This window comes from Nonlabens sp. Hel1_33_55 (genome assembly GCF_900101765.1).
Classification (GTDB): Bacteria; Bacteroidota; Bacteroidia; order Flavobacteriales; family Flavobacteriaceae; genus Nonlabens.
In genome coordinates this window covers 1,332,572-1,351,025 of the sequence record NZ_LT627735.1, presented here as the reverse complement: position 1 = coordinate 1,351,025, position 18,454 = coordinate 1,332,572, and the positions used below count along the sequence as shown (strand labels likewise).

Annotated in this window: 15 protein-coding genes; 11 read left to right on the top strand and 4 right to left on the bottom strand. The window is 40.0% G+C overall.

The window, feature by feature from the left end; translation table 11 throughout:
- The first annotated feature begins 3 nt into the window (after positions 1 to 3).
- The 7 genes from BLO34_RS05915 to bshA all read left to right on the top strand — a co-directional run bounded on the left by BLO34_RS05915 (position 4) and on the right by bshA (position 7,874).
- A complete protein-coding gene (locus BLO34_RS05915) occupies positions 4 to 1,374 on the top strand; it encodes a (Fe-S)-binding protein (protein ID WP_090753431.1) in 1,371 nt (456 codons plus the stop codon).
- Complete coding sequence (locus tag BLO34_RS05910; protein WP_090753429.1) at positions 1,374 to 1,808, top strand: phosphoheptose isomerase; 435 nt, start codon at positions 1,374 to 1,376, stop codon at positions 1,806 to 1,808. Before BLO34_RS05915 ends, BLO34_RS05910 begins: the two co-directional genes overlap by 1 nt.
- Before the next feature lie 151 nt (positions 1,809 to 1,959).
- Complete coding sequence (locus BLO34_RS05905; RefSeq protein ID WP_090753428.1) at positions 1,960 to 2,751, top strand: (Fe-S)-binding protein; 792 nt, start codon at positions 1,960 to 1,962, stop codon at positions 2,749 to 2,751.
- Positions 2,752 to 2,986: 235 nt separating this feature from the next.
- Positions 2,987 to 3,190, top strand: a complete 204-nt coding sequence (locus BLO34_RS05895; RefSeq protein ID WP_090753424.1) for a hypothetical protein — start codon at positions 2,987 to 2,989, stop codon at positions 3,188 to 3,190.
- Between the two features lie 8 nt (positions 3,191 to 3,198).
- A complete protein-coding gene (locus tag BLO34_RS05890; protein ID WP_090753421.1) occupies positions 3,199 to 3,681 on the top strand; it encodes an ABC transporter ATPase in 483 nt (160 codons plus the stop codon).
- Between the two features lie 132 nt (positions 3,682 to 3,813).
- Complete coding sequence (locus tag BLO34_RS05885) at positions 3,814 to 6,732, top strand: glycoside hydrolase family 3 N-terminal domain-containing protein (RefSeq protein ID WP_317039256.1); 2,919 nt, start codon at positions 3,814 to 3,816, stop codon at positions 6,730 to 6,732.
- An 11-nt stretch (positions 6,733 to 6,743) separates the two neighbouring features.
- The gene (gene bshA / locus BLO34_RS05880; RefSeq protein WP_090753418.1) at positions 6,744 to 7,874 is read left to right on the top strand and encodes an N-acetyl-alpha-D-glucosaminyl L-malate synthase BshA; all 1,131 of its coding nucleotides are present in this window, start codon (positions 6,744 to 6,746) and stop codon (positions 7,872 to 7,874) included.
- A 47-nt stretch (positions 7,875 to 7,921) separates the two neighbouring features.
- On the opposite strand, the gene BLO34_RS05875 is transcribed toward bshA, so the two are convergent.
- The 3 genes from BLO34_RS05875 to prfB all read right to left on the bottom strand — a co-directional run bounded on the left by BLO34_RS05875 (position 7,922) and on the right by prfB (position 12,171).
- On the bottom strand, positions 7,922 to 8,410 hold the full coding sequence (locus tag BLO34_RS05875; protein ID WP_090753416.1) for a hypothetical protein: 489 nt from the start codon (positions 8,408 to 8,410) through the stop codon (positions 7,922 to 7,924).
- Between the two features lie 76 nt (positions 8,411 to 8,486).
- On the bottom strand, positions 8,487 to 10,949 hold the full coding sequence (locus tag BLO34_RS05870) for an outer membrane beta-barrel family protein (RefSeq protein ID WP_090753414.1): 2,463 nt from the start codon (positions 10,947 to 10,949) through the stop codon (positions 8,487 to 8,489).
- A gap of 115 nt (positions 10,950 to 11,064) precedes the next feature.
- On the bottom strand, positions 11,065 to 12,171 hold the full coding sequence (gene prfB, locus BLO34_RS05865; RefSeq protein WP_090753412.1) for a peptide chain release factor 2: 1,107 nt from the start codon (positions 12,169 to 12,171) through the stop codon (positions 11,065 to 11,067).
- A 168-nt stretch (positions 12,172 to 12,339) separates the two neighbouring features.
- Between prfB and BLO34_RS05860 the strand changes: the two genes are divergently transcribed.
- Complete coding sequence (locus tag BLO34_RS05860; RefSeq protein WP_090756478.1) at positions 12,340 to 13,353, top strand: threonine aldolase family protein; 1,014 nt, start codon at positions 12,340 to 12,342, stop codon at positions 13,351 to 13,353.
- 74 nt (positions 13,354 to 13,427) lie between these two features.
- On the opposite strand, the gene BLO34_RS05855 is transcribed toward BLO34_RS05860, so the two are convergent.
- Positions 13,428 to 13,811 (bottom strand): YbaB/EbfC family nucleoid-associated protein, encoded by a 384-nt coding sequence (locus BLO34_RS05855; protein WP_090753410.1) that lies wholly within the window; start codon positions 13,809 to 13,811, stop codon positions 13,428 to 13,430.
- A 52-nt stretch (positions 13,812 to 13,863) separates the two neighbouring features.
- Here BLO34_RS05855 and BLO34_RS05850 point away from each other — a divergent pair, with 52 nt between their 5' ends.
- From BLO34_RS05850 to BLO34_RS05840, 3 genes are all read left to right on the top strand, one after another.
- The gene (locus BLO34_RS05850; protein WP_090753409.1) at positions 13,864 to 15,918 is read left to right on the top strand and encodes a S9 family peptidase; all 2,055 of its coding nucleotides are present in this window, start codon (positions 13,864 to 13,866) and stop codon (positions 15,916 to 15,918) included.
- 59 nt (positions 15,919 to 15,977) lie between these two features.
- The gene (locus BLO34_RS05845) at positions 15,978 to 17,018 is read left to right on the top strand and encodes a PLP-dependent cysteine synthase family protein (RefSeq protein ID WP_090753407.1); all 1,041 of its coding nucleotides are present in this window, start codon (positions 15,978 to 15,980) and stop codon (positions 17,016 to 17,018) included.
- 175 nt (positions 17,019 to 17,193) lie between these two features.
- The gene (locus tag BLO34_RS05840; protein WP_090753405.1) at positions 17,194 to 18,450 is read left to right on the top strand and encodes an aminotransferase class I/II-fold pyridoxal phosphate-dependent enzyme; all 1,257 of its coding nucleotides are present in this window, start codon (positions 17,194 to 17,196) and stop codon (positions 18,448 to 18,450) included.
- Positions 18,451 to 18,454 lie beyond the last annotated feature (4 nt).

Genomic DNA, 18,454 nt, shown 5'->3' with positions numbered 1-18,454 from the left:
TTCATGCAGTACCTACCTAATATCATTTTTGCTATTCTATTGATTGGAATGGTTGGCTTTTTTGCGATGAACATCCGTAAGATGATTCGTAACATAAAGTTGGGTAAGAAAGTAGATCGAACAGATCGCCAACCAGAGCGCTGGGCGCAAATGGCCAAAATTGCGCTAGGTCAATCAAAAATGGTTCGTAGACCTATTGCAGGTTTTCTTCATATTATCGTGTACGTTGGTTTTGTCATCATCAACATTGAGGTTCTTGAAATCATCATTGATGGATTGACGGGACAGCATAGAATATTTGCTCCTTTCTTGGGCGGTGTTTACGACTTTTTAATAGCGACTTTCGAGATCTTAGCATTTTTGGTATTAGTAAGCGTGATCGCATTTCTGGTTCGCAGGAATATCATGAACATCCGTAGGTTTCTTGCTAGAGAGCTAAAGGGCTGGCCTAAAAACGATGCTAATTACATTTTATATTTTGAAGTTGTTCTAATGGGATTGTTCCTAACGATGAACGCTACAGATCTTGCCATTCAAAATGGTGTACTTGATGGTACATTCACAAGTGAGGCAGCGATGCACTACGTTCATGGGAAGATGGTGACAGGCAGTTTTCCTATAAGTAGCTGGATGACGCCTTGGTATTCTGGACTTAGTCTTGAAACATTATTCATCATAGAACGCGCTTGTTGGTGGTTACATATTGTCGGGATTTTAATTTTCTTGAACTACCTATACTGGTCTAAGCATTTACATATCATGCTGGCGTTCCCTAACGTATGGTTGGCAAAACTGACACCTAAAGGTCAATTCACAAACATGGAAGCCGTCACAGCAGAAGTCAAATTGATGATGGATCCCAACGCAGACCCTTTTGCCACACCAGCGGAAGGAGCTGTAGATGAGATGCCCGCTTCTCTTGGAGCTAGCGATATTTTTGACCTCAATCAAGTACAACTGCTCAACGCATACACCTGTACAGAATGTGGACGTTGTACCGCAGAATGTCCAGCAAATATTACAGGTAAAAAGCTAAGTCCACGTAAGATCATGATGGACACACGTGACCGTCTGGAAGATGTAGGCAGCGTGATCAATAAAGAAGGTGAGTGGAAGGATGATGGCAAAAAGCTGTTGAACGATTACATTCTACCAGAAGAGCTTTGGGCATGTACTACCTGTAACGCCTGTGTAGAAGCTTGTCCTATAGGTATCGATCCATTGAGTATCATCATGGAAATGAGAAGATATCTAGTGCTTGAAAATAGTGCTGCACCAAATGAATTAAACGCAACCATGAGCAACATTGAAAACAATGGTGCGCCATGGCCATACAACCAACAAGACCGATTAAACTGGGCAAACGAAATTTAATGAAAGAAGAAAACGAATACATAGAAGCAAAAGCAGAGGATGGATCATTAATTAGTCCTGTATTGCCAGAAGGCATAAAGAATTACCTAATCGACATTGACGGTACCATTACAGAAGATGTGCCTAATGAAGAGCCAGAGCGTATGGGAACTTGTGAGCCGTTTCCAGATGCCTTGCAAACGCTTAACGAGTGGTTTGATGAAGGGCATGTAATTTGTTTCTTCACCTCTAGAACAGAGGAACATAGAGATGTAACCGAAAAATGGCTTAAGAAGCACGGTTTCAAATACCACAGCCTATTGATGGGTAAACCTCGTGGCGGTAACTATCACTGGATTGATAATCACATGGTTAGAGCAACGCGCTATACAGGTGAGTTCACGCATCTTGTGGAGAAGGAAGTGACGATAGAAGTGTTCAAGAACCATAAATAGTTCGCTTTCTAGGAGCTCTGCGACAAAGAAGTTCACACTGAACAAAGTCGAAGTGCGAAAGCGTAACGACCATACAAATTGTAATAAATAAACAGCGGTAGAGAGTAGTCAAAGCCCTGAATTCACAATTTATAATTCCGAATTAGAAGACATGAGTGAAGCAATAAAAGTTCCAACGGTAGCAGAGTTTATCGCACAAAACAAGCAGCCAGAAGTATTATTCTGGGTAGGTTGTAGCGGTAGTTTTGATGACCGTTCCAAAAAAATAACCAAAGCTTTTGTAAAGCTTTTGAACAAGGCAGGCGTTGAGTTTGCAGTGTTAGGAGCAGAAGAAAGTTGTACCGGTGATCCTGCAAAACGTGCTGGGAACGAGTTCTTGTTCCAAATGCAGGCCATGATGAATATCGAGGTCTTGAATGGTTATGAGATCAAAAGAATTGTAACTGCTTGCCCGCATTGTTTCAACACACTCAAGAATGAATATCCAGAATTGGGTGGTAATTATGAAGTAATTCACCACACGTCATTCCTAAAAGATTTAATCGCTACAGGTAGATTAACTATTGAAGGTGGGAAATTCAAGGGTAAGAAAATTACCTATCACGATCCATGTTATTTGGGTAGAGCAAACGAAATTTATGAAGCGCCTAGAGATCTTATTGAGAAACTAGATGCAGCTCTAGTAGAAATGAAGCGCAGCAAGCGTAATGGCTTATGTTGCGGTGCTGGTGGAGCACAAATGTTCAAAGAGCCAGAAGAAGGTAAGAAGGACATCAATATTGAGCGCACCGAAGAAGCACTGGAAACAGGCGCTGAAGTTATCGTTGCTGCTTGTCCATTCTGTAATACCATGATGAGCGATGGTATCAAAGCTACCAATCAGGAAGATAAGGTCGAAGTACTTGACGTGGCAGAGATGATAGCAAATGCTGAGGATTTATAAAAATACGATTGATGGGTATTTTCGCAACTAAAGAAACTAGAGCATCCTTAAAAATCCGTTTAATTTGGTCTGGATTAACCGCGCTTTTAAGCACGGCATTATTCAAATATATAATGTACGTTACAGAAGGAGAACCCTATGATGTTGCTTCATATTTTCTCCATGCTTTACTTTTTTTCATAGGTCTGTTCTTAACTTCATATTTCTTTTTGACGTTTACTAATAAGAGTAAGTGATGAAAACTGTAGTTGAAAAACGCTCATTGAGAAGTCTTTTAGTTATAGGTCTTACTTGTGGTTTGCTATATGGTTTATTAATGGGTCCATGGGAATATCATGATGAAGGAACTGTTGGTATTCCAAGAATTTTAATGTCAAGCCTTTTCTTTGGCGCCTGTATGGCATTAGTTTTTCGTAGAAAAGTCACCAAAATTAAATAGTAAGTGTTATGCTAGTAGATTTCCAAGAACTTCCTGACGAATCCAGAGTATGGATCTATCAAGCAAATCGTCCTTTCAAGGAAGAAGAGCTTGAAATACTTAAGCCAAAACTCGATGCTTTTTTGCAACAGTGGACGGCACATGGCAATGATTTGAAAGCAGGTTATGACTTGCCTTACAATCGGTTTATAGTTTTGGGATTAGATCAATCAGAAGCTGGAGCAACTGGCTGTTCTATTGATGCTTCCGTACATTTTATTCAGGCCGTCGAGAAAGAGTTTGATATCGATCTTATGGATAAGATGAATGTTTCTTTCAAAAATGGACCTTATGTTGCCTACAAAGATCTAGCAGACTTCAGAAAAATGGCTAAAGCCAAATCAGTTTCTCCAAATACTATTGTTTTCAATAATCTAGTTCAAAATGTAGGTGAGTACAAAGAGTTTTGGGAAGTTCCGGCTTCTGAGAGTTGGCACTCCAGATTCTTTTAAACCGTTCATAATTTCGTTTATAACCATCTTTATTTTTAGGATTATCTTCTAGCGGTTGCCCTGCAATATTGCTATATTTCCATACGGGAACGATTCTTGATTTCCCTTGCAGACAAGCCGTTTTTGAAGATTATGATGAAGAATATAATAGGGTTGTTATGTGTGTTCGCTTTCGCGAAAGCGTACTCCCAACAATCCACAAATCCATTAGAGACTATTGATAAGGAAGCCCAAAAAACTTGGGTGGACAGCGTCTATAAATCCCTGAACCAAAAGGAGAAAATAGGTCAGCTTTTTATGGTGGACCTTTTCTCAAATAAAGAAAAAGCGCATGTCAATAAGGTGCGTAATCTAGTCAAGAAACATCACATAGGTGGAGTCATCTTTTCTAAAGGTGGACCAATGCAACAAGCACATTTGACTAATGAATTACAGGCGTCATCAAAAACGCCTATGATGATAGCGATGGATGCAGAATGGGGTCTTGCCATGAGGTTAGACAGCGTTTATGCCTTCCCATGGAATATGACGCTGGGCGCCAACAGGACGTCAACGAGTAGCTATGAAGTTGGGAGACAGATTGGTGAGCACTGTAAACGACTAGGTGTTCACATCAATTTTGCACCAGATGTAGATATTAATACCAATCCTGATAACCCTATAATTGGAAACAGAAGTTTTGGCGAGGACATGGAAAATGTTACCCAAAAATCCTATGCGTTCATGAAAGGAATGCAGAGTACGGGAACACGGGCCTGTGCAAAACACTTTCCCGGACATGGAGATACTGATCAGGATAGCCACAAAACCTTGCCTACAGTAGGTTTCACTGCGGCGCGCATAGATAGTGTGGAGCTTTATCCATATAGAAGACTTATCGATCACGGACTAGCGAGCGTGATGGTGGCACATCTCAATATTCCTAGCTTGGAACCACGTGATGGTTATCCAACAAGCATCAGCAAAAAAGTTGTTACTGATCTACTTAAAAAGCAACTCAACTTTCAAGGGCTCATTTTCACAGACGCACTTAATATGAAAGGCGCCAGCAACTTTAGCAAGCCTGGAGATATTGACCTAGCAGCTTTTAAAGCTGGTAATGATGTGTTACTTATTTCTGAAGACATACCTACAGCCATCAACAAAATCGCCGATGCAATTAAAAAAGGAGAAGTCACTCAAGAACGTTTGGAGCATAGCGTGCGCAAGATCCTCATGGCAAAATACCAGGTAGGTTTAAACAATTATAAACCTATTGAAACAGCAGACCTGGTAAGCGATCTGAATACTGAAATGGATGATGTCGTTTATGAGGCCGCCATGGAGCAAGCTATTACACTTTTGAGAAATGATAAGGAACTACTACCTATCAAAAATCTTGAAACCAAAAAAATCGCCTACGTACATTTAGGTGATGATAGTGGTGATGCCTTTTTGAATCAGCTTAACAAGTACGCTACCGTAGATGAAGTTAGAGGTAATGATATCAAAACACTGATGCGTAATTTATCTGATTACAATACGGTAATAGTTGGCGCTCATCGCAGCAATACCAATCCGTGGACATCTTACAAGCTCACTAGTAAGGAAATTTCCTGGCTTAAGGAAATCAGCAAGTCACACGATGTGATAGTTGATTTATTTGTAAGGCCGTATATGCTGGATCAGGTCAAGGCAATTCCGTCTATGGAAGCGTTGATCATGTCTTACCAAAATAGTGACTGGAGCCAGGAATTGAGCGCGCAAATGATTTTTGGAGGTAGAGGCATGCAGGGTAGATTACCAGTTAGTTCTGGTGATTTTAAGGTTGGTGATGGTCTTGAACTTAAAGGCATTAAAAGATTGTCCTATGGTGCAACTCCATCCAGTGTTGGCATGCGGTCCTCTATTTTAAACAAGATCGATAGTGTTGCCCAGTTTACTATTGAGAATAAAGGTGCTCCAGGAATGCAAATATTGGTTGCCAGAAAAGGTAAAGTCATATTTGATAAAACCTATGGAGGTCAGACTTACGGGAAAGATGATCCCGTAGCTTCTACAGATGTGTATGACTTGGCATCTGTCACCAAAATTTTAGCTACTCTACCGCTTGTCATGGAATTAGAAGAGCGCAACGTTCTAGATTTGAATGCGCCGATTGGCCAATGGGATGCTCGATTTTCAAATACCAACAAATCAGGTATTACATTAAAGGAAATGCTATCGCATTACGGTCGCCTGAAACCATGGATTCCGTTTTATGTTTATACGTTAGATACATTGGATTCCACACCACTGGAAGAATTTTATTCGAAAAGTAAGAGCAGGCTTTACCCTGTTGAAGTAGCAGATCATTTTTATGCAAGATCTATTATCAACGACACTATTCTAGATAGAATCGCAACAAGTGATTTATTAGAGAAGCGTATTTATAAATACAGCGATCTGCCGTATTATATGATCAAGGACTATTTAGAGAATTACTACAGTAAAGATCTGAACGAACTTACACAGAATCATTTCTATCAATCCATGGGAATGGATCACACGCATTACTTACCCTTAAAGCATTTACCTAAAAATCAGGTTGTGCCTACTGAGAATGACACGTTATTCCGCAGGCAGCAGATTCAGGGATATGTTCATGATCAAGGCGCTGCCATGCAAGGAGGCATAGGTGGTCACGCAGGTCTTTTCTCGAATGCAAACGATGTCGCTAAGATGATGCAGATGTACATGCAAAAAGGAAGCTATGGTGGGAAAACATATTTTAATGAAGACACTTTCGATAAATTCAACAAAAGATATTTTGCAGATGACGAGGTGCGTCGCGGTGTAGGTTTTGACAAACCATCTCTTGATAAAGTGGGAAACACTTGTAATTGTACCAGCGATAGCAGTTTTGGTCATAGCGGATTCACTGGAACATTTGTTTGGGCAGATCCTGAAGCAGAATTGGTTTATGTATTTCTATCAAATAGAGTATATCCAGATGCTGGCAACAGATTCATCATCAAGGAAAATATCAGGACCAATATCCAGCAAATCATCTACGATTCCATTATTCAGTAAAAAAAGAAGTTATGAAAATTGCAATAGTCTGTTATCCAACTTTTGGCGGTAGTGGAGTAGTAGCCACCATGTTGGGAACAGCGCTTGCCCATCGTGGTCATGAAGTTCATTTTGTGACCTACAAAATGCCGGTAAGACTTGAGCTTCTTTCGCAAAAAATCTACTTCCATGAAGTGGATGTTGAGGAATATCCGCTGTTTCATTATCAGCCTTATGATCTTGCTTTAAGCAGTAAGCTGGTGAATGTGGTACAACAATATGGAATAGATATTTTACACGTGCATTATGCGATACCGCATGCCTATGCGGGCTACATGACGCAACAGATGTTGAAGGATCAAGGTATCTCGCTGCCTATGGTGACCACGTTGCATGGTACTGATATCACTTTGGTAGGTAGCCATCCAGTTTATAAACCATCGGTTACTTTTAGCATCAATAACAGCGATGTTGTGACTTCAGTGAGCGAGAGTTTGAAGCAGGACACGTTGGAATTGTTTGACATAAGAAACGAAATCAATGTCGTTCCCAACTTCATCGATATGTCGCTTTATAAAACAGAATTCACTGATTGTGACAGGTCCATAATGGCATTCCCTAACGAGCGTATCGTCACTCACATAAGTAACATGCGTCCCGTGAAAAGAATTACAGATGTGATCAAAATTTTTGAATTGCTATCTGAAGAAGTTCCTAGCGTACTTATTATGGTAGGCGATGGCTCAGAAAGAGCCGAAGCTGAAAAATATGCCAGATCACGAAAATTACAGCACAAAATCAAATGGTTGGGTAATAGTAACGAGATTGATAGGATTTTGTGTTTTTCAGATCTTTTTCTATTACCGTCAGAGAAGGAGAGCTTTGGCCTTGCCGCTCTAGAAGCAATGGCAAACCGTACGCCTGTGATCAGTTCAAACACTGGCGGGCTGCCAGAAGTCAATGAAAATGGCGTTACTGGATTTACCAGCGATGTTGGTAATGTAGAGAAAATGGCGCAGGATGCCATTCATATCTTGAAAGATGATAAGGTGTTGAAGGGTTTTAAAGAGTCCGCTTTCGCGAAAGCGAAACAATTCGACATACAGCTAATCATACCACAATATGAGGAATTGTACCAATCTGTTCTCAAAACCAGCGCATAAAAAAAGCGACCCATTTAGGTCGCTTTTGAATTTTTAATTGAATTTTTCTAGAATTGGTAACGTACACCTAAGGCAATATCTGATTCTAAATCGTCTCTAAAATCTCCAAAATACAATTCAGGTCTAATATCCAAGGAAATAATAAGCGGTATATCAAAATTATACTCGATTCCTATTTGACCTGCAGCTAGAAGAAAAGTCTCACTATCATCATCATTAGGTCTGAAGTCATCATCAAAGCTGATGCTACCCAATCCACCACCTACACCGGCATACCAGTTGAAATCTCCATCAATATTCCAGACCCATTGATAGACACCGGTGAGTTTAAAACCGTCAAAACGATTACCATTTTCGATACCTAGATCTGCTTCTAACCTGTTGTTATCGCCTAGAGCGCGTTGATAAGAAATTTCTGCCCCAAAGCCATCACCATCACCGAAGCGAAGACCAATAGCGTTTTTTGAGATAGTTTGCGCCTGTACGGCAAAAGTTGTTCCTACGATTAGGGCTAGCGTAAAAAGTATTTTTTTCATTAGTTTATATTTTAAACAAAAATGTTCTTTTAGTACTTAATGAAAACCCTATTAAATGTTAATGGTACTGAAAGAATTATCCTTCAAATTCCTCGTCTGGTGCAGGATCTTCTTCACGATTCTGTTCACGTTTCTGTTGATTGAATCGGTAGGTGAACGCTAACGTAATCTGACGTTGTCTGTATTGAAATTCACTGTCTGATATAAAAGATGCGGTGTTTGTAGTTGACTCACGTCTTCTTGAATTCAGTAAATCACTTACGTTCAAAGTCAGCGAACCTTGCTCATCAAGTATATCCTTGCTAGCTGCTAGATTGATAGTTGTGATGGCATTTTGAGTTCCTTGGGCATTTTCTGACGCACCTCTATAATTAACACGTGCTTGAAAGTCAATTTTAGCGGGTAACTCAAATTTCTGATTCAATCTTAAAAAGTAGGTGGTATTGACAAAGTCAAAATTTTGATCTTCAAATTCGCCTGTTGGATCAACATAATCTCCATCGGTCTCTACTCTAAAGACGTTTGCGTCAGAGTTGATGGTCCACCATTTGAATGGTCTGTAGGTAAGTGTCAATTCATATCCCAATCGTTGTTCTGTAGAAAGGTTGACTGGAAATCTAAAAACAGCAGTAGTATTATCACCTGGAGCAGTTCCAGAAGTTTCAATCGTTTCCACATTGTCCGTACTTCTATTGTAATATATAGAAGTACTCAAGGTTAACTTTGACCATCTTCTCAAGTAGCCTAAATCCAGTTGATTAGAAAACTGCGGATTCAAATCAACGTTTCCTCTATAAAACGAGTTTTGACTGGATCTACTTGGGAATGGATTTAATCTGCGACCTCTAGGTCTTCTAACCCTTCTGTTGTATCCTAAGGTGATATTCTCATCTTCCTGTAATTCGTATCCTAGATTTAGAGTTGGGAATAAACTACTGTAACTTTTCTCACTAGTTACATCTGTAGTTTCCTGATTGATATTGATGTTGGTTTGCTCAAACCTGAGACCAGCCAATAATGAAAAAGCGCCAAATTCTTGCCCATATTGTCCATAAGCGGCGTTGACAAATTCCTCATAATTAAAAGTATTATTGAGTTCAGGATCTGGAATCAATCCGCTGCCATTGTCAAAATTTTCTATTTCTTCAAAAAAATAGCTGTTAGATATATCTCTATAATTACCGCGATAACCGGCTTCATATTGAATAGTTTCTCCAACAGGTTTTACCCAATCCACCTGAAGCAATGCTTCGGTTTCATCTTCAGTCTCTAGAAGTCTTTCAAGGTCATTCAGAGAGTTCGAGATAAGTTCCGTTTGATCGATGTTAGATTCTTTATCTTCTATTGAAATCGAGTATTGGGCGGTTGCTGTTAACTTTTGACCATTGTCGTCAAGTTCATTTTGATAGTCAAGCGAGAACTGCAAATCATCTTCATCTTCAGATTCCAACTCTCTTCTTAAATTGATCTCGTCGAATTCTTCACCAGCAAAAGTTCTTGTGTTATTGTTTGTAGTTTCATCGTCATCATTTCCTAGACGATAAACAATGTTACCAACGATGCTGCTATTGTCATCGATAAAGTATTCTGCGCCTATGCTGGTAAAATAATTTCTTCCTAAACGATCAAAATCCCGACGCTCCTGTACTGCCAATAATGTAGTGTCTGGAAGTACTTCATTAGGTCCAAATTTGTAATCTATATCTGTTCTGGCATATCCAGGAGAAGTTCTATAATTGTAACCTGTGTTTGTAAACAAGTTCCATTTATTGGTTCTATAATTTAAGTTGATGGATGCTCCATAGCGCTCTGGATAACCTGCGCTTACATTGAAAGATCCATTAAATCCCTGAATCTGGTTTTTTCTAAGAATGATATTGAGAATACCGGCTGTACCTTCTGCATCATATCTGGCACTTGGTGAAGTAATCACCTCAACGCGTTCAATAGCTTCTGCAGGAATTTGACGCAGCGCTTCTGCACCATTAAATCCTACAAGTGCGCTGGGACGTCCATCAATCAGGATACGAACATTATCATTCCCACGTAAAGAAACATTTCCTTCCACATCAACGGATACTGAAGGTACATTATCCAAAACATCGCTTACAGATCCACCGCGCACGGTTAAATCTTGTCCTATATTATATATTTTTTTATCGAGTCTTAGGTCTACAGTTGTTTTCTCTGCAACAACTACAAGAGCATCTAATTGAGCTACATCTTGTGCCAATTCTATTGTTCCAAAATCTTTATTTTCTGTAATCACCACATTCTCTCTTACAATAGGTTGAAAAGAGATAAATTCCCATTTGACATTATAAGTTCCAGGAGTGACGGTAAATTGATAATTTCCATCAAGATCAGTAATTCCACCTTGTGGCGATACGTTTGGATCTGAACTTATAATTGACACTGTGGCAAATTCCAGTGGACTCTTTGTGGTTTTCTCAATGAGCTTTCCAGAAACAACCACGGGTTGTTGAGCAAATGATAAAAAAGAAAATAGAAATACGAGGCAGGTAAAAGTTGGTTTCATAAATGATTTAGCTTAATGCTATGACCACAAAACTACCTGCAGGATTAACCGTGGTTTGCTAAGCTTGCGTTAAAGCAGCCACGATTATTCACAACTAACTGTTAACAATTTGTACCTACAATTGATTTGTAGGTTTTTCCCGACCAGATTCCATCAAAAATGCTTTTAGAAACGCATCTAGGTCTCCATTTAAAACTGCGTCAACATTTCCTGTTTCATGTGCAGTTCTAACATCTTTAATAAGTTTATAAGGATGTAATACATAATTACGTATTTGAGAACCCCATTCAATTTTCATCTTGCCGGCTTCAATCTCATCACGAGCAGCGTTTTGCTTTTGTAATTCAATTTCATAAAGCTGAGATTTAAGCATTTGCATGGCTTTCTCTCTGTTTTCTAACTGCGATCTTGTTTCAGAATTATGAATAATAATTCCTGATGGATGGTGTGTCAAAATTGCTTTGGTTTCCACCTTGTTGACGTTCTGTCCACCGGCGCCACTGGATCTCGCAAAATCCCAAGAGATATCTGCTGGATTGATATCGATTTCTATACTATCATCTGCTAGCGGATATACATAAACCGAGGCAAAAGAGGTATGACGTTTTGCATTAGAGTCGAACGGAGAAATACGTACCAATCGATGGACACCATTTTCACCTTTCAACCACCCAAAACTATAATCTCCTTCAATCTCCAGAGTCACCGTTTTAATACCAGCGACGTCACCAGATTGAAAGTTAAGCTCCTTCACTTTGTAGCCACTTTTCTCTGCCCACATGATGTACATGCGCATGAGCATTTCTGCCCAGTCGCAGGATTCTGTTCCACCAGCGCCAGCAGTGATTTGAAGTACGGCACTAAACTCATCGCCTTCATTTGACAACATGTTTTTGAACTCTAGCTTTTCTACGAGCTCAAAAGCTGCATTATATTTTGAGGTAACATCTTCCTCTGTGGCCTCATCTTCCTTGTAGAATTCATAGAGAACTTCTAGATCTTCGCCCAGTGTGACGGCGGTGGCATAGTCTGTCGTCCAGGCCTTTTTATTACGCAGTTGCTTCATAATTGCCTCTGCTTCTTTGGAATTATTCCAGAAATCGGGTGAGAACGTTTTCTCCTCGAGATTGGTAATCTCAATTTGCTTGGCCTCAATTTGCAGATAATCCTTCAACGCTGCCGTTCGTTCCTTCAATTCCGCGATCTGGTCTGCTGTAATCATGTACCTTGAATAATTTGGAAGGTAAAAATACAGCTTAATTCCCTTTTTTATTGATGATTCCCGATGGTTAAGTGTGCAAATGGGATTAAATTTATCTCGCTTTCGCGAAAGCGGAATTATCAAAAACCTTCCTGCGCATCTCGCGTTTGGGAACAATGAATGGAACTTATGATTGATTTGCGTAGTGATACCGTCACAAAACCTAGTAAAGGAATGTTGGATGCCATGTTTCATGCCGAAGTTGGCGACGATGTATACAAGGAAGATCCAACGGTAAATGAACTGGAGCGCCGTGTTGCAGAAATATTTGGGATGGATGATGCGTTATTTTTTCCTACGGGAAGTATGGCAAATCAGGCAGCCATCAAAATGCACACGCAACCTAGCGAGCAGCTTATTGCAGATAAATATGCACACGTCTTTAATTATGAAGGTGGCGGCGTGTCATTCAATAGTGGTGTTTCCTGTAAGTTGCTGGACGGTTCTCGAGGTATGGTCACGGCGCAACAGGTTGAGGATGCTATCAATCCGCCAGATTTTTATCACAGTCCATTGACAACTTTAGTCTGTTTAGAGAATACGACCAACAAAGGTGGTGGCGCTTGTTATGATTGGAACGTAGTTAAAGAAATTAAGGAAGTGTGCACCAAGCATGGTTTAGGATTGCATCTGGACGGTGCACGTTTATGGAACGCGATTGTAAAAACGAATCAGGATCCTAAGGAATATGGTGAGGTTTTCGATACCGTATCAGTCTGTTTTTCAAAAGGAATGGGAACACCGTTGGGCACCGTATTGACCGGGAAAAATCCGCTGATGGAAAAAGCGATGCGAGTACGTAAAGTTCTAGGCGGCGGTATGCGCCAAACAGGATTTATGGCCGCAGCAGCATTATATGCGCTGGATCACAATATGGAGCGACTCCATCAAGACCATCGCAAAGCAACGGAATTAGAAACTTTCCTAGCTTCTCAATCTTGGGTCAAAAAAGTTGAACCCGTAGAAACCAATATCGTAATTTTCGAAGTAGTCGATGAGATTTCAGTCACTCAGTATTGCGCTAAAAATGATATTATCATTAGCAATATGGGACAAGGAAAGTTGCGATTAGTTACTCATCTGGATTACACAGATGTACAGCATGCGCAGTTTATGGATTTGATGACGAAGTATTCAAATTGAACTTGATCTAGAAAATTTTCAATAATTGATTTGAGTTGCAAATTATAATTATCAATTATTTAAATTCTACCAAATTACTTAAACATATCCATCCCAGGAATATTAGGCATTCCTTCTGATGCTACAGCCGCTACTTCTTTATCAAAAATGTCAGAAGCTCTATCTAAAGCCTTGTTGAGTGTAAGAATTAGGTAATCCTCTAATTGCTCTTTGTCTTCCAGCAATTCGTCTGCGATATCAATTTTCTTAATCTGACGGTCTGCGGTAACGGTTACATTGATAAGACCATCGCTTGACTTTTCATCGATCAATACCGTTGACATTCTTTTTTTGGTTTCTTCTACTTTTTGTTGGGTTTCCTTGAGCTTACCCATCATTCCCATCATATCTCCAAACATAATTTTGTCTTTTTTAAATTTTGAAGTGCAAAAATAACAACTCTGGGCTTTCTCTAGCATGAGTTAACCTTTGATTATCTTGCAGGCCAATTTTACACGACTCTATTTCCCTATGAATATCAAACCACCTAGTGCAAAAAAAATTCCTCATGTACATGAGATCCACGGACATCAGCGATTGGATAACTACCACTGGATGAAGGAACGCGACGCGCCAGAAGTGATCGACTACCTCAATCAGGAAAATGATTATTACGAGCAAATGACCGCTCACACAGCCAATTTGAAAGATGAGTTGTTTGAGGAAATCAAGGGCAGACTTAAGGAAGACGATGAGTCTGTTCCTTATCTATATAATGGGTATTGGTATTTCACTAAAATGGAAAAGGGTGAATCCTATCCATATTACTTTCGGCGTAAAGATGGTAGCGAGAAAGTGGAGTTGTTATTCAATGTGAACGAGATGGCAGATGGTCACGAGTTCTATAAACTTTCAGGACTTAACGTTTCTCCTAATAACAATCTCATCGCTTATGGTGTAGATGCGGTAGGTCGTAGGGAATATTCTTTGTTTGTGAAGAATTTAGAGACCGGTGAGATTCATGCGCAATCTATTCTGGGAACTACGGGAAGTTCCGTTTGGGCAAATGATAACCACACCTTGTTTTTTGTAAGACAAGATCCGCAGACGTTGCGGGCAAATAAAATATTTAAGTACAGTCTTGATCAGGATGCTAAAGAAGCATCTGTCATTTTTGAAGAGAAGGAAGACACATTTAATTGTTTTGTTTACAAAACGATGAGTGCGCGATACATCATGATCAAATCATCATCCACGTTAAGTGATGAAATTCGTTTTATTGATGCCAGCAAACCTGATAGTTCTTTCAAGTTGATTCAGGAGCGCCAACCAGAAATGGAATATAGCGCCTCACATTATGGTGATCATTTTTATATTATGACCAATAAGGATAACGCCTTTAATTTTAAGGTCATGAAAACTCCTATTGGAACTCCACAAATGGAAAATTGGGTGGATTTGATTCCGCATAATCCAGATGCTTTGTTGGAAGATCTTGATATCTTCAAGGAGTTTATGGTGGTTACAGATCGATTCAATGGTTTGAACCGTATCAGGATCAGATCCTGGGATGATACCGTGGATTATTTCCTGCCATTTACCAGTGAAACCTACACCGCTTATACGAGCGCCAACTTTCAGTTTGATACAGAAATGCTGCGCTATGGCTACAATTCATTGACCTTACCGCCATCTGTGATTGAATTCAATATGCGCACTCGAGAGGAAAAAATATTGAAGACTCAAGAGATTGAGGATCCCCATTTTGATCCAGATAATTATACTTCAGAAAGAGTTTGGGCCACTGCAAAAGATGGTGTGAAAATCCCTATCAGCCTGGTTTATAGAAAGGACCAGCGCAAGGCAGATGGGAATCCGCTACTGCAGTATGGTTATGGGAGTTATGGACATACCATTGATCCCTATTTCTCAATCTCGCGATTGAGTCTGCTGGATCGCGGTTTCATTTTTGCTATAGCTCACGTTCGTGGTGGTGAATACCTGGGCCGTGAGTGGTACGAGCAAGGCAAGATGTTCCAGAAGATGAACACCTTTACAGATTTTGTGACTTGCAGTGAGTATTTGGTAGAGCACGCTTTCGCGAAAGCGGGACACCTGTACGCCTCAGGTGGATCTGCCGGTGGATTGTTAATGGGAACCATCATGAATCTAGCGCCACACTTATATAACGGAATTTTAAGTGCGGTACCGTTTGTAGATGTCGTGAGTACTATGCTGGACGATTCTATACCGCTGACAACAGGTGAATATGACGAATGGGGAAATCCAAACATCAAGGATAGCTACGATTATATGCTTGCTTACTCCCCATACGATCAAGTCAAAGACGCCGAGTTTCCCAACGTGCTGGTCACGACCGGATACCACGATAGCCAGGTTCAATATTGGGAACCTGCAAAATGGGTGGCGAGGCTGCGTGATCATCAAAAAGGAGCGCAAGTCATTTTATTCAAGACAGATATGACGAGCGGTCATAGCGGTGCATCTGGTAGGTATGATGCTTTGAAAGAAGTCGCAATAGACTTTGCATTTTTGCTTGATATGGAGAAAAAGGCAACCAACTGATTTTTTATGTAAATTTGCAACGTTTTGCGCTTTTTTAAGTCAGGACGAAAACATACTATATGAGCGGACAAATTCAGGCGTACAACAATGTTCTTGAGTTAATAGGAGAAACTCCTCTTATCAAATTATCCAAAACCGTTGAGGGCTTCCCTGGCGATTATTATGCTAAGGTTGAGTCATTCAACCCAGGACATTCTTCAAAAGACAGAATAGCTTTACATATTATAGAGCAGGCAGAAAAAAAAGGAATTCTCAAGCCTGGTGATACCATTATTGAAACCACATCTGGTAATACCGGATTTAGTATCGCTATGGTGAGCCGCATTAAGGGCTATGATTGTATTCTTGCCGTAAGTTCAAAATCAAGTGCCGATAAGATTGACATGCTTAAATCGATGGGCGCAAAAGTTTACGTTTGTCCAGCACACGTGAGTGCAGACGATCCACGTAGTTATTACGAGGTCGCTAAAAGACTTCATGAAGAAATAAAAGATAGTATCTATATCAACCAATATTTCAATGAGCTCAATACTGAAGCGCATTATCTTTCTACAGGACCAGAAATATGGAAACAAACGGCTGGAAAAATAACGCATCTGGTAGCTTGTAGTGGTACCGGTGGAACCATTTCAGGAACTGCCAAGTATTTGAAAGAACAAAATCCAGAAATTCAGATCCTGGGTGTTGATGCTTATGGTAGTGTATTGAAAAAATATCACGAGACTCAGGAGTTTGACAAGAACGAAATCTATCCATACCGTATAGAAGGATTAGGTAAAAACTTGATCCCAACCGCTACTGATTTTGATGTCATCGACAGTTTTACAAAGGTAAAAGATGAAGACGCGGCTCATATGGCTCGCAGGATTTCACAAACTGAAGGTCTTTTTGTAGGCTACACCAGTGGTGCAGCAATGCAAGCAGTGAAGCAACTGGTTAAGGAGAAAACTTTTGGCGATGATGCCGTTGTTGTTGTTATTTTCCCAGATCATGGATCGCGTTACATGAGTAAAATATACAACGATAAGTGGATGGAAGATCAAGGATTTTTTGACAGCGTCTCTACAGCTGCAGATCAGCATATTGAATATATCAAGTAAACTACCTTATTATTAGGTGGTTATGAGTTGGTTTGTTTCGCTTTCGCGAAAGCGAACTTACAATTTCAACTCATTAGTTTTCAACACTTTATCAACTATTTAAGTAGATTGTTAGGCGATTTACGTATAGGAAATCTGCCATTTCTATCGTATATTTGTACACTTAATTTGTATCATGAACGATTTATTTGATAAGATTTATAAAGACAAGGGACCTCTAGGAAAATGGGCTTCTGTAGCAGAAGGTTATTTCGTTTTTCCAAAACTTGAAGGACCTATTGCAAACCGCATGAGATTCAACGGTCGTGAGGTAATTACCTGGAGTGTCAACGATTATCTAGGACTTGCCAATCACCCTGAAGTTCGTAAAGTAGATGCAGAAGCTGCTGCAGAATACGGTAGTGCCTACCCAATGGGAGCGCGTATGATGAGTGGTCACACAGATCTTCACGAACAATTACAAGATGAGCTTGCTGCTTTTGTAAACAAGGAAGCTGCTTATTTGTTGAATTTTGGGTACCAAGGAATGGTATCTACTGTAGATGCTTTGGTTTCTAAGGATGATGTTATCGTTTATGATGTAGATGCTCACGCTTGTATTATTGATGGCGTTCGTTTGCATCATGGTAAGAGATTTACCTATAAGCACAACGATTTAGAAAGTATCGAGAAAAACCTACAACGTGCCACAAAAATCGCTGAAGAAACCGGTGGCGGAATCCTAGTGATCTCCGAAGGTGTTTTTGGAATGCGTGGTGAGCAAGGTCGCTTAAAAGAGATCGTTGCTTTAAAGAAAAAATATAAATTCAGACTTTTTGTTGATGATGCTCATGGTTTTGGTACGCTTGGTAAAACAGGCGCTGGAGCAGGTGAGGAGCAAGGCATACAGGATGATATCGATGTTTATTTTGCAACTTTTGCAAAATCCCTGGCAAGTACAGGAGCTTTCATCGCTGCCGATAAGGAAATCATGGATTACCTTAAGTACAACTTGAGATCGCAGATGTTTGCCAAATCATTGCAAATGCAACTAGTAGTAGGCGCATTAAAACGTCTAGATATGTTACGCACAATGCCAGAGCTTAAAGAGAAGCTTTGGGATAATGTAAACGCTCTACAATCAGGACTTAAGAAAAGAGGTTTTGACATAGGAACTACACAAAGTTGTGTAACTCCAGTTTATCTTAAAGGAAGTATTCCAGAAGCCATGGCTTTGGTAAAAGACCTTAGAGAAAACTATGGTGTGTTCTGTTCTATCGTTGTATATCCGGTAATTCCTAAAGGACTTATCTTATTAAGATTGATACCAACGGCAACTCACACGATGCAAGATATTGAAGAAACGCTTGATGCGTTTGACGCCATCCGTGATCGATTGGATTCTGGTGTTTATAAACGATTGAGTGCAAGTGTCGCTGAAGCGTTTGCTTAGATAA

Excerpts from the sequence above, each read along its gene's own strand:
- BLO34_RS05870 (WP_090753414.1), bottom strand. The coding sequence starts at position 10,949 with ATGAAACCAACTTTTACCTGCCTCGTATTTCTATTTTCTTTTTTATCA.
- BLO34_RS05860 (WP_090756478.1), top strand. The coding sequence starts at position 12,340 with ATGATTGATTTGCGTAGTGATACCGTCACAAAACCTAGTAAAGGAATG.
- BLO34_RS05885 (WP_317039256.1), top strand. The coding sequence starts at position 3,814 with ATGATGAAGAATATAATAGGGTTGTTATGTGTGTTCGCTTTCGCGAAA.
- prfB (WP_090753412.1), bottom strand. The coding sequence starts at position 12,171 with ATGATTACAGCAGACCAGATCGCGGAATTGAAGGAACGAACGGCAGCG.
- BLO34_RS05855 (WP_090753410.1), bottom strand. The coding sequence starts at position 13,811 with ATGCTAGAGAAAGCCCAGAGTTGTTATTTTTGCACTTCAAAATTTAAA.
- BLO34_RS05845 (WP_090753407.1), top strand. The coding sequence starts at position 15,978 with ATGAGCGGACAAATTCAGGCGTACAACAATGTTCTTGAGTTAATAGGA.
- bshA (WP_090753418.1), top strand. The coding sequence starts at position 6,744 with ATGAAAATTGCAATAGTCTGTTATCCAACTTTTGGCGGTAGTGGAGTA.
- BLO34_RS05905 (WP_090753428.1), top strand. The coding sequence starts at position 1,960 with ATGAGTGAAGCAATAAAAGTTCCAACGGTAGCAGAGTTTATCGCACAA.
- BLO34_RS05895 (WP_090753424.1), top strand. The coding sequence starts at position 2,987 with ATGAAAACTGTAGTTGAAAAACGCTCATTGAGAAGTCTTTTAGTTATA.
- BLO34_RS05840 (WP_090753405.1), top strand. The coding sequence starts at position 17,194 with ATGAACGATTTATTTGATAAGATTTATAAAGACAAGGGACCTCTAGGA.
- BLO34_RS05890 (WP_090753421.1), top strand. The coding sequence starts at position 3,199 with ATGCTAGTAGATTTCCAAGAACTTCCTGACGAATCCAGAGTATGGATC.
- BLO34_RS05875 (WP_090753416.1), bottom strand. The coding sequence starts at position 8,410 with ATGAAAAAAATACTTTTTACGCTAGCCCTAATCGTAGGAACAACTTTT.
- BLO34_RS05915 (WP_090753431.1), top strand. The coding sequence starts at position 4 with ATGCAGTACCTACCTAATATCATTTTTGCTATTCTATTGATTGGAATG.
- BLO34_RS05910 (WP_090753429.1), top strand. The coding sequence starts at position 1,374 with ATGAAAGAAGAAAACGAATACATAGAAGCAAAAGCAGAGGATGGATCA.
- BLO34_RS05850 (WP_090753409.1), top strand. The coding sequence starts at position 13,864 with ATGAATATCAAACCACCTAGTGCAAAAAAAATTCCTCATGTACATGAG.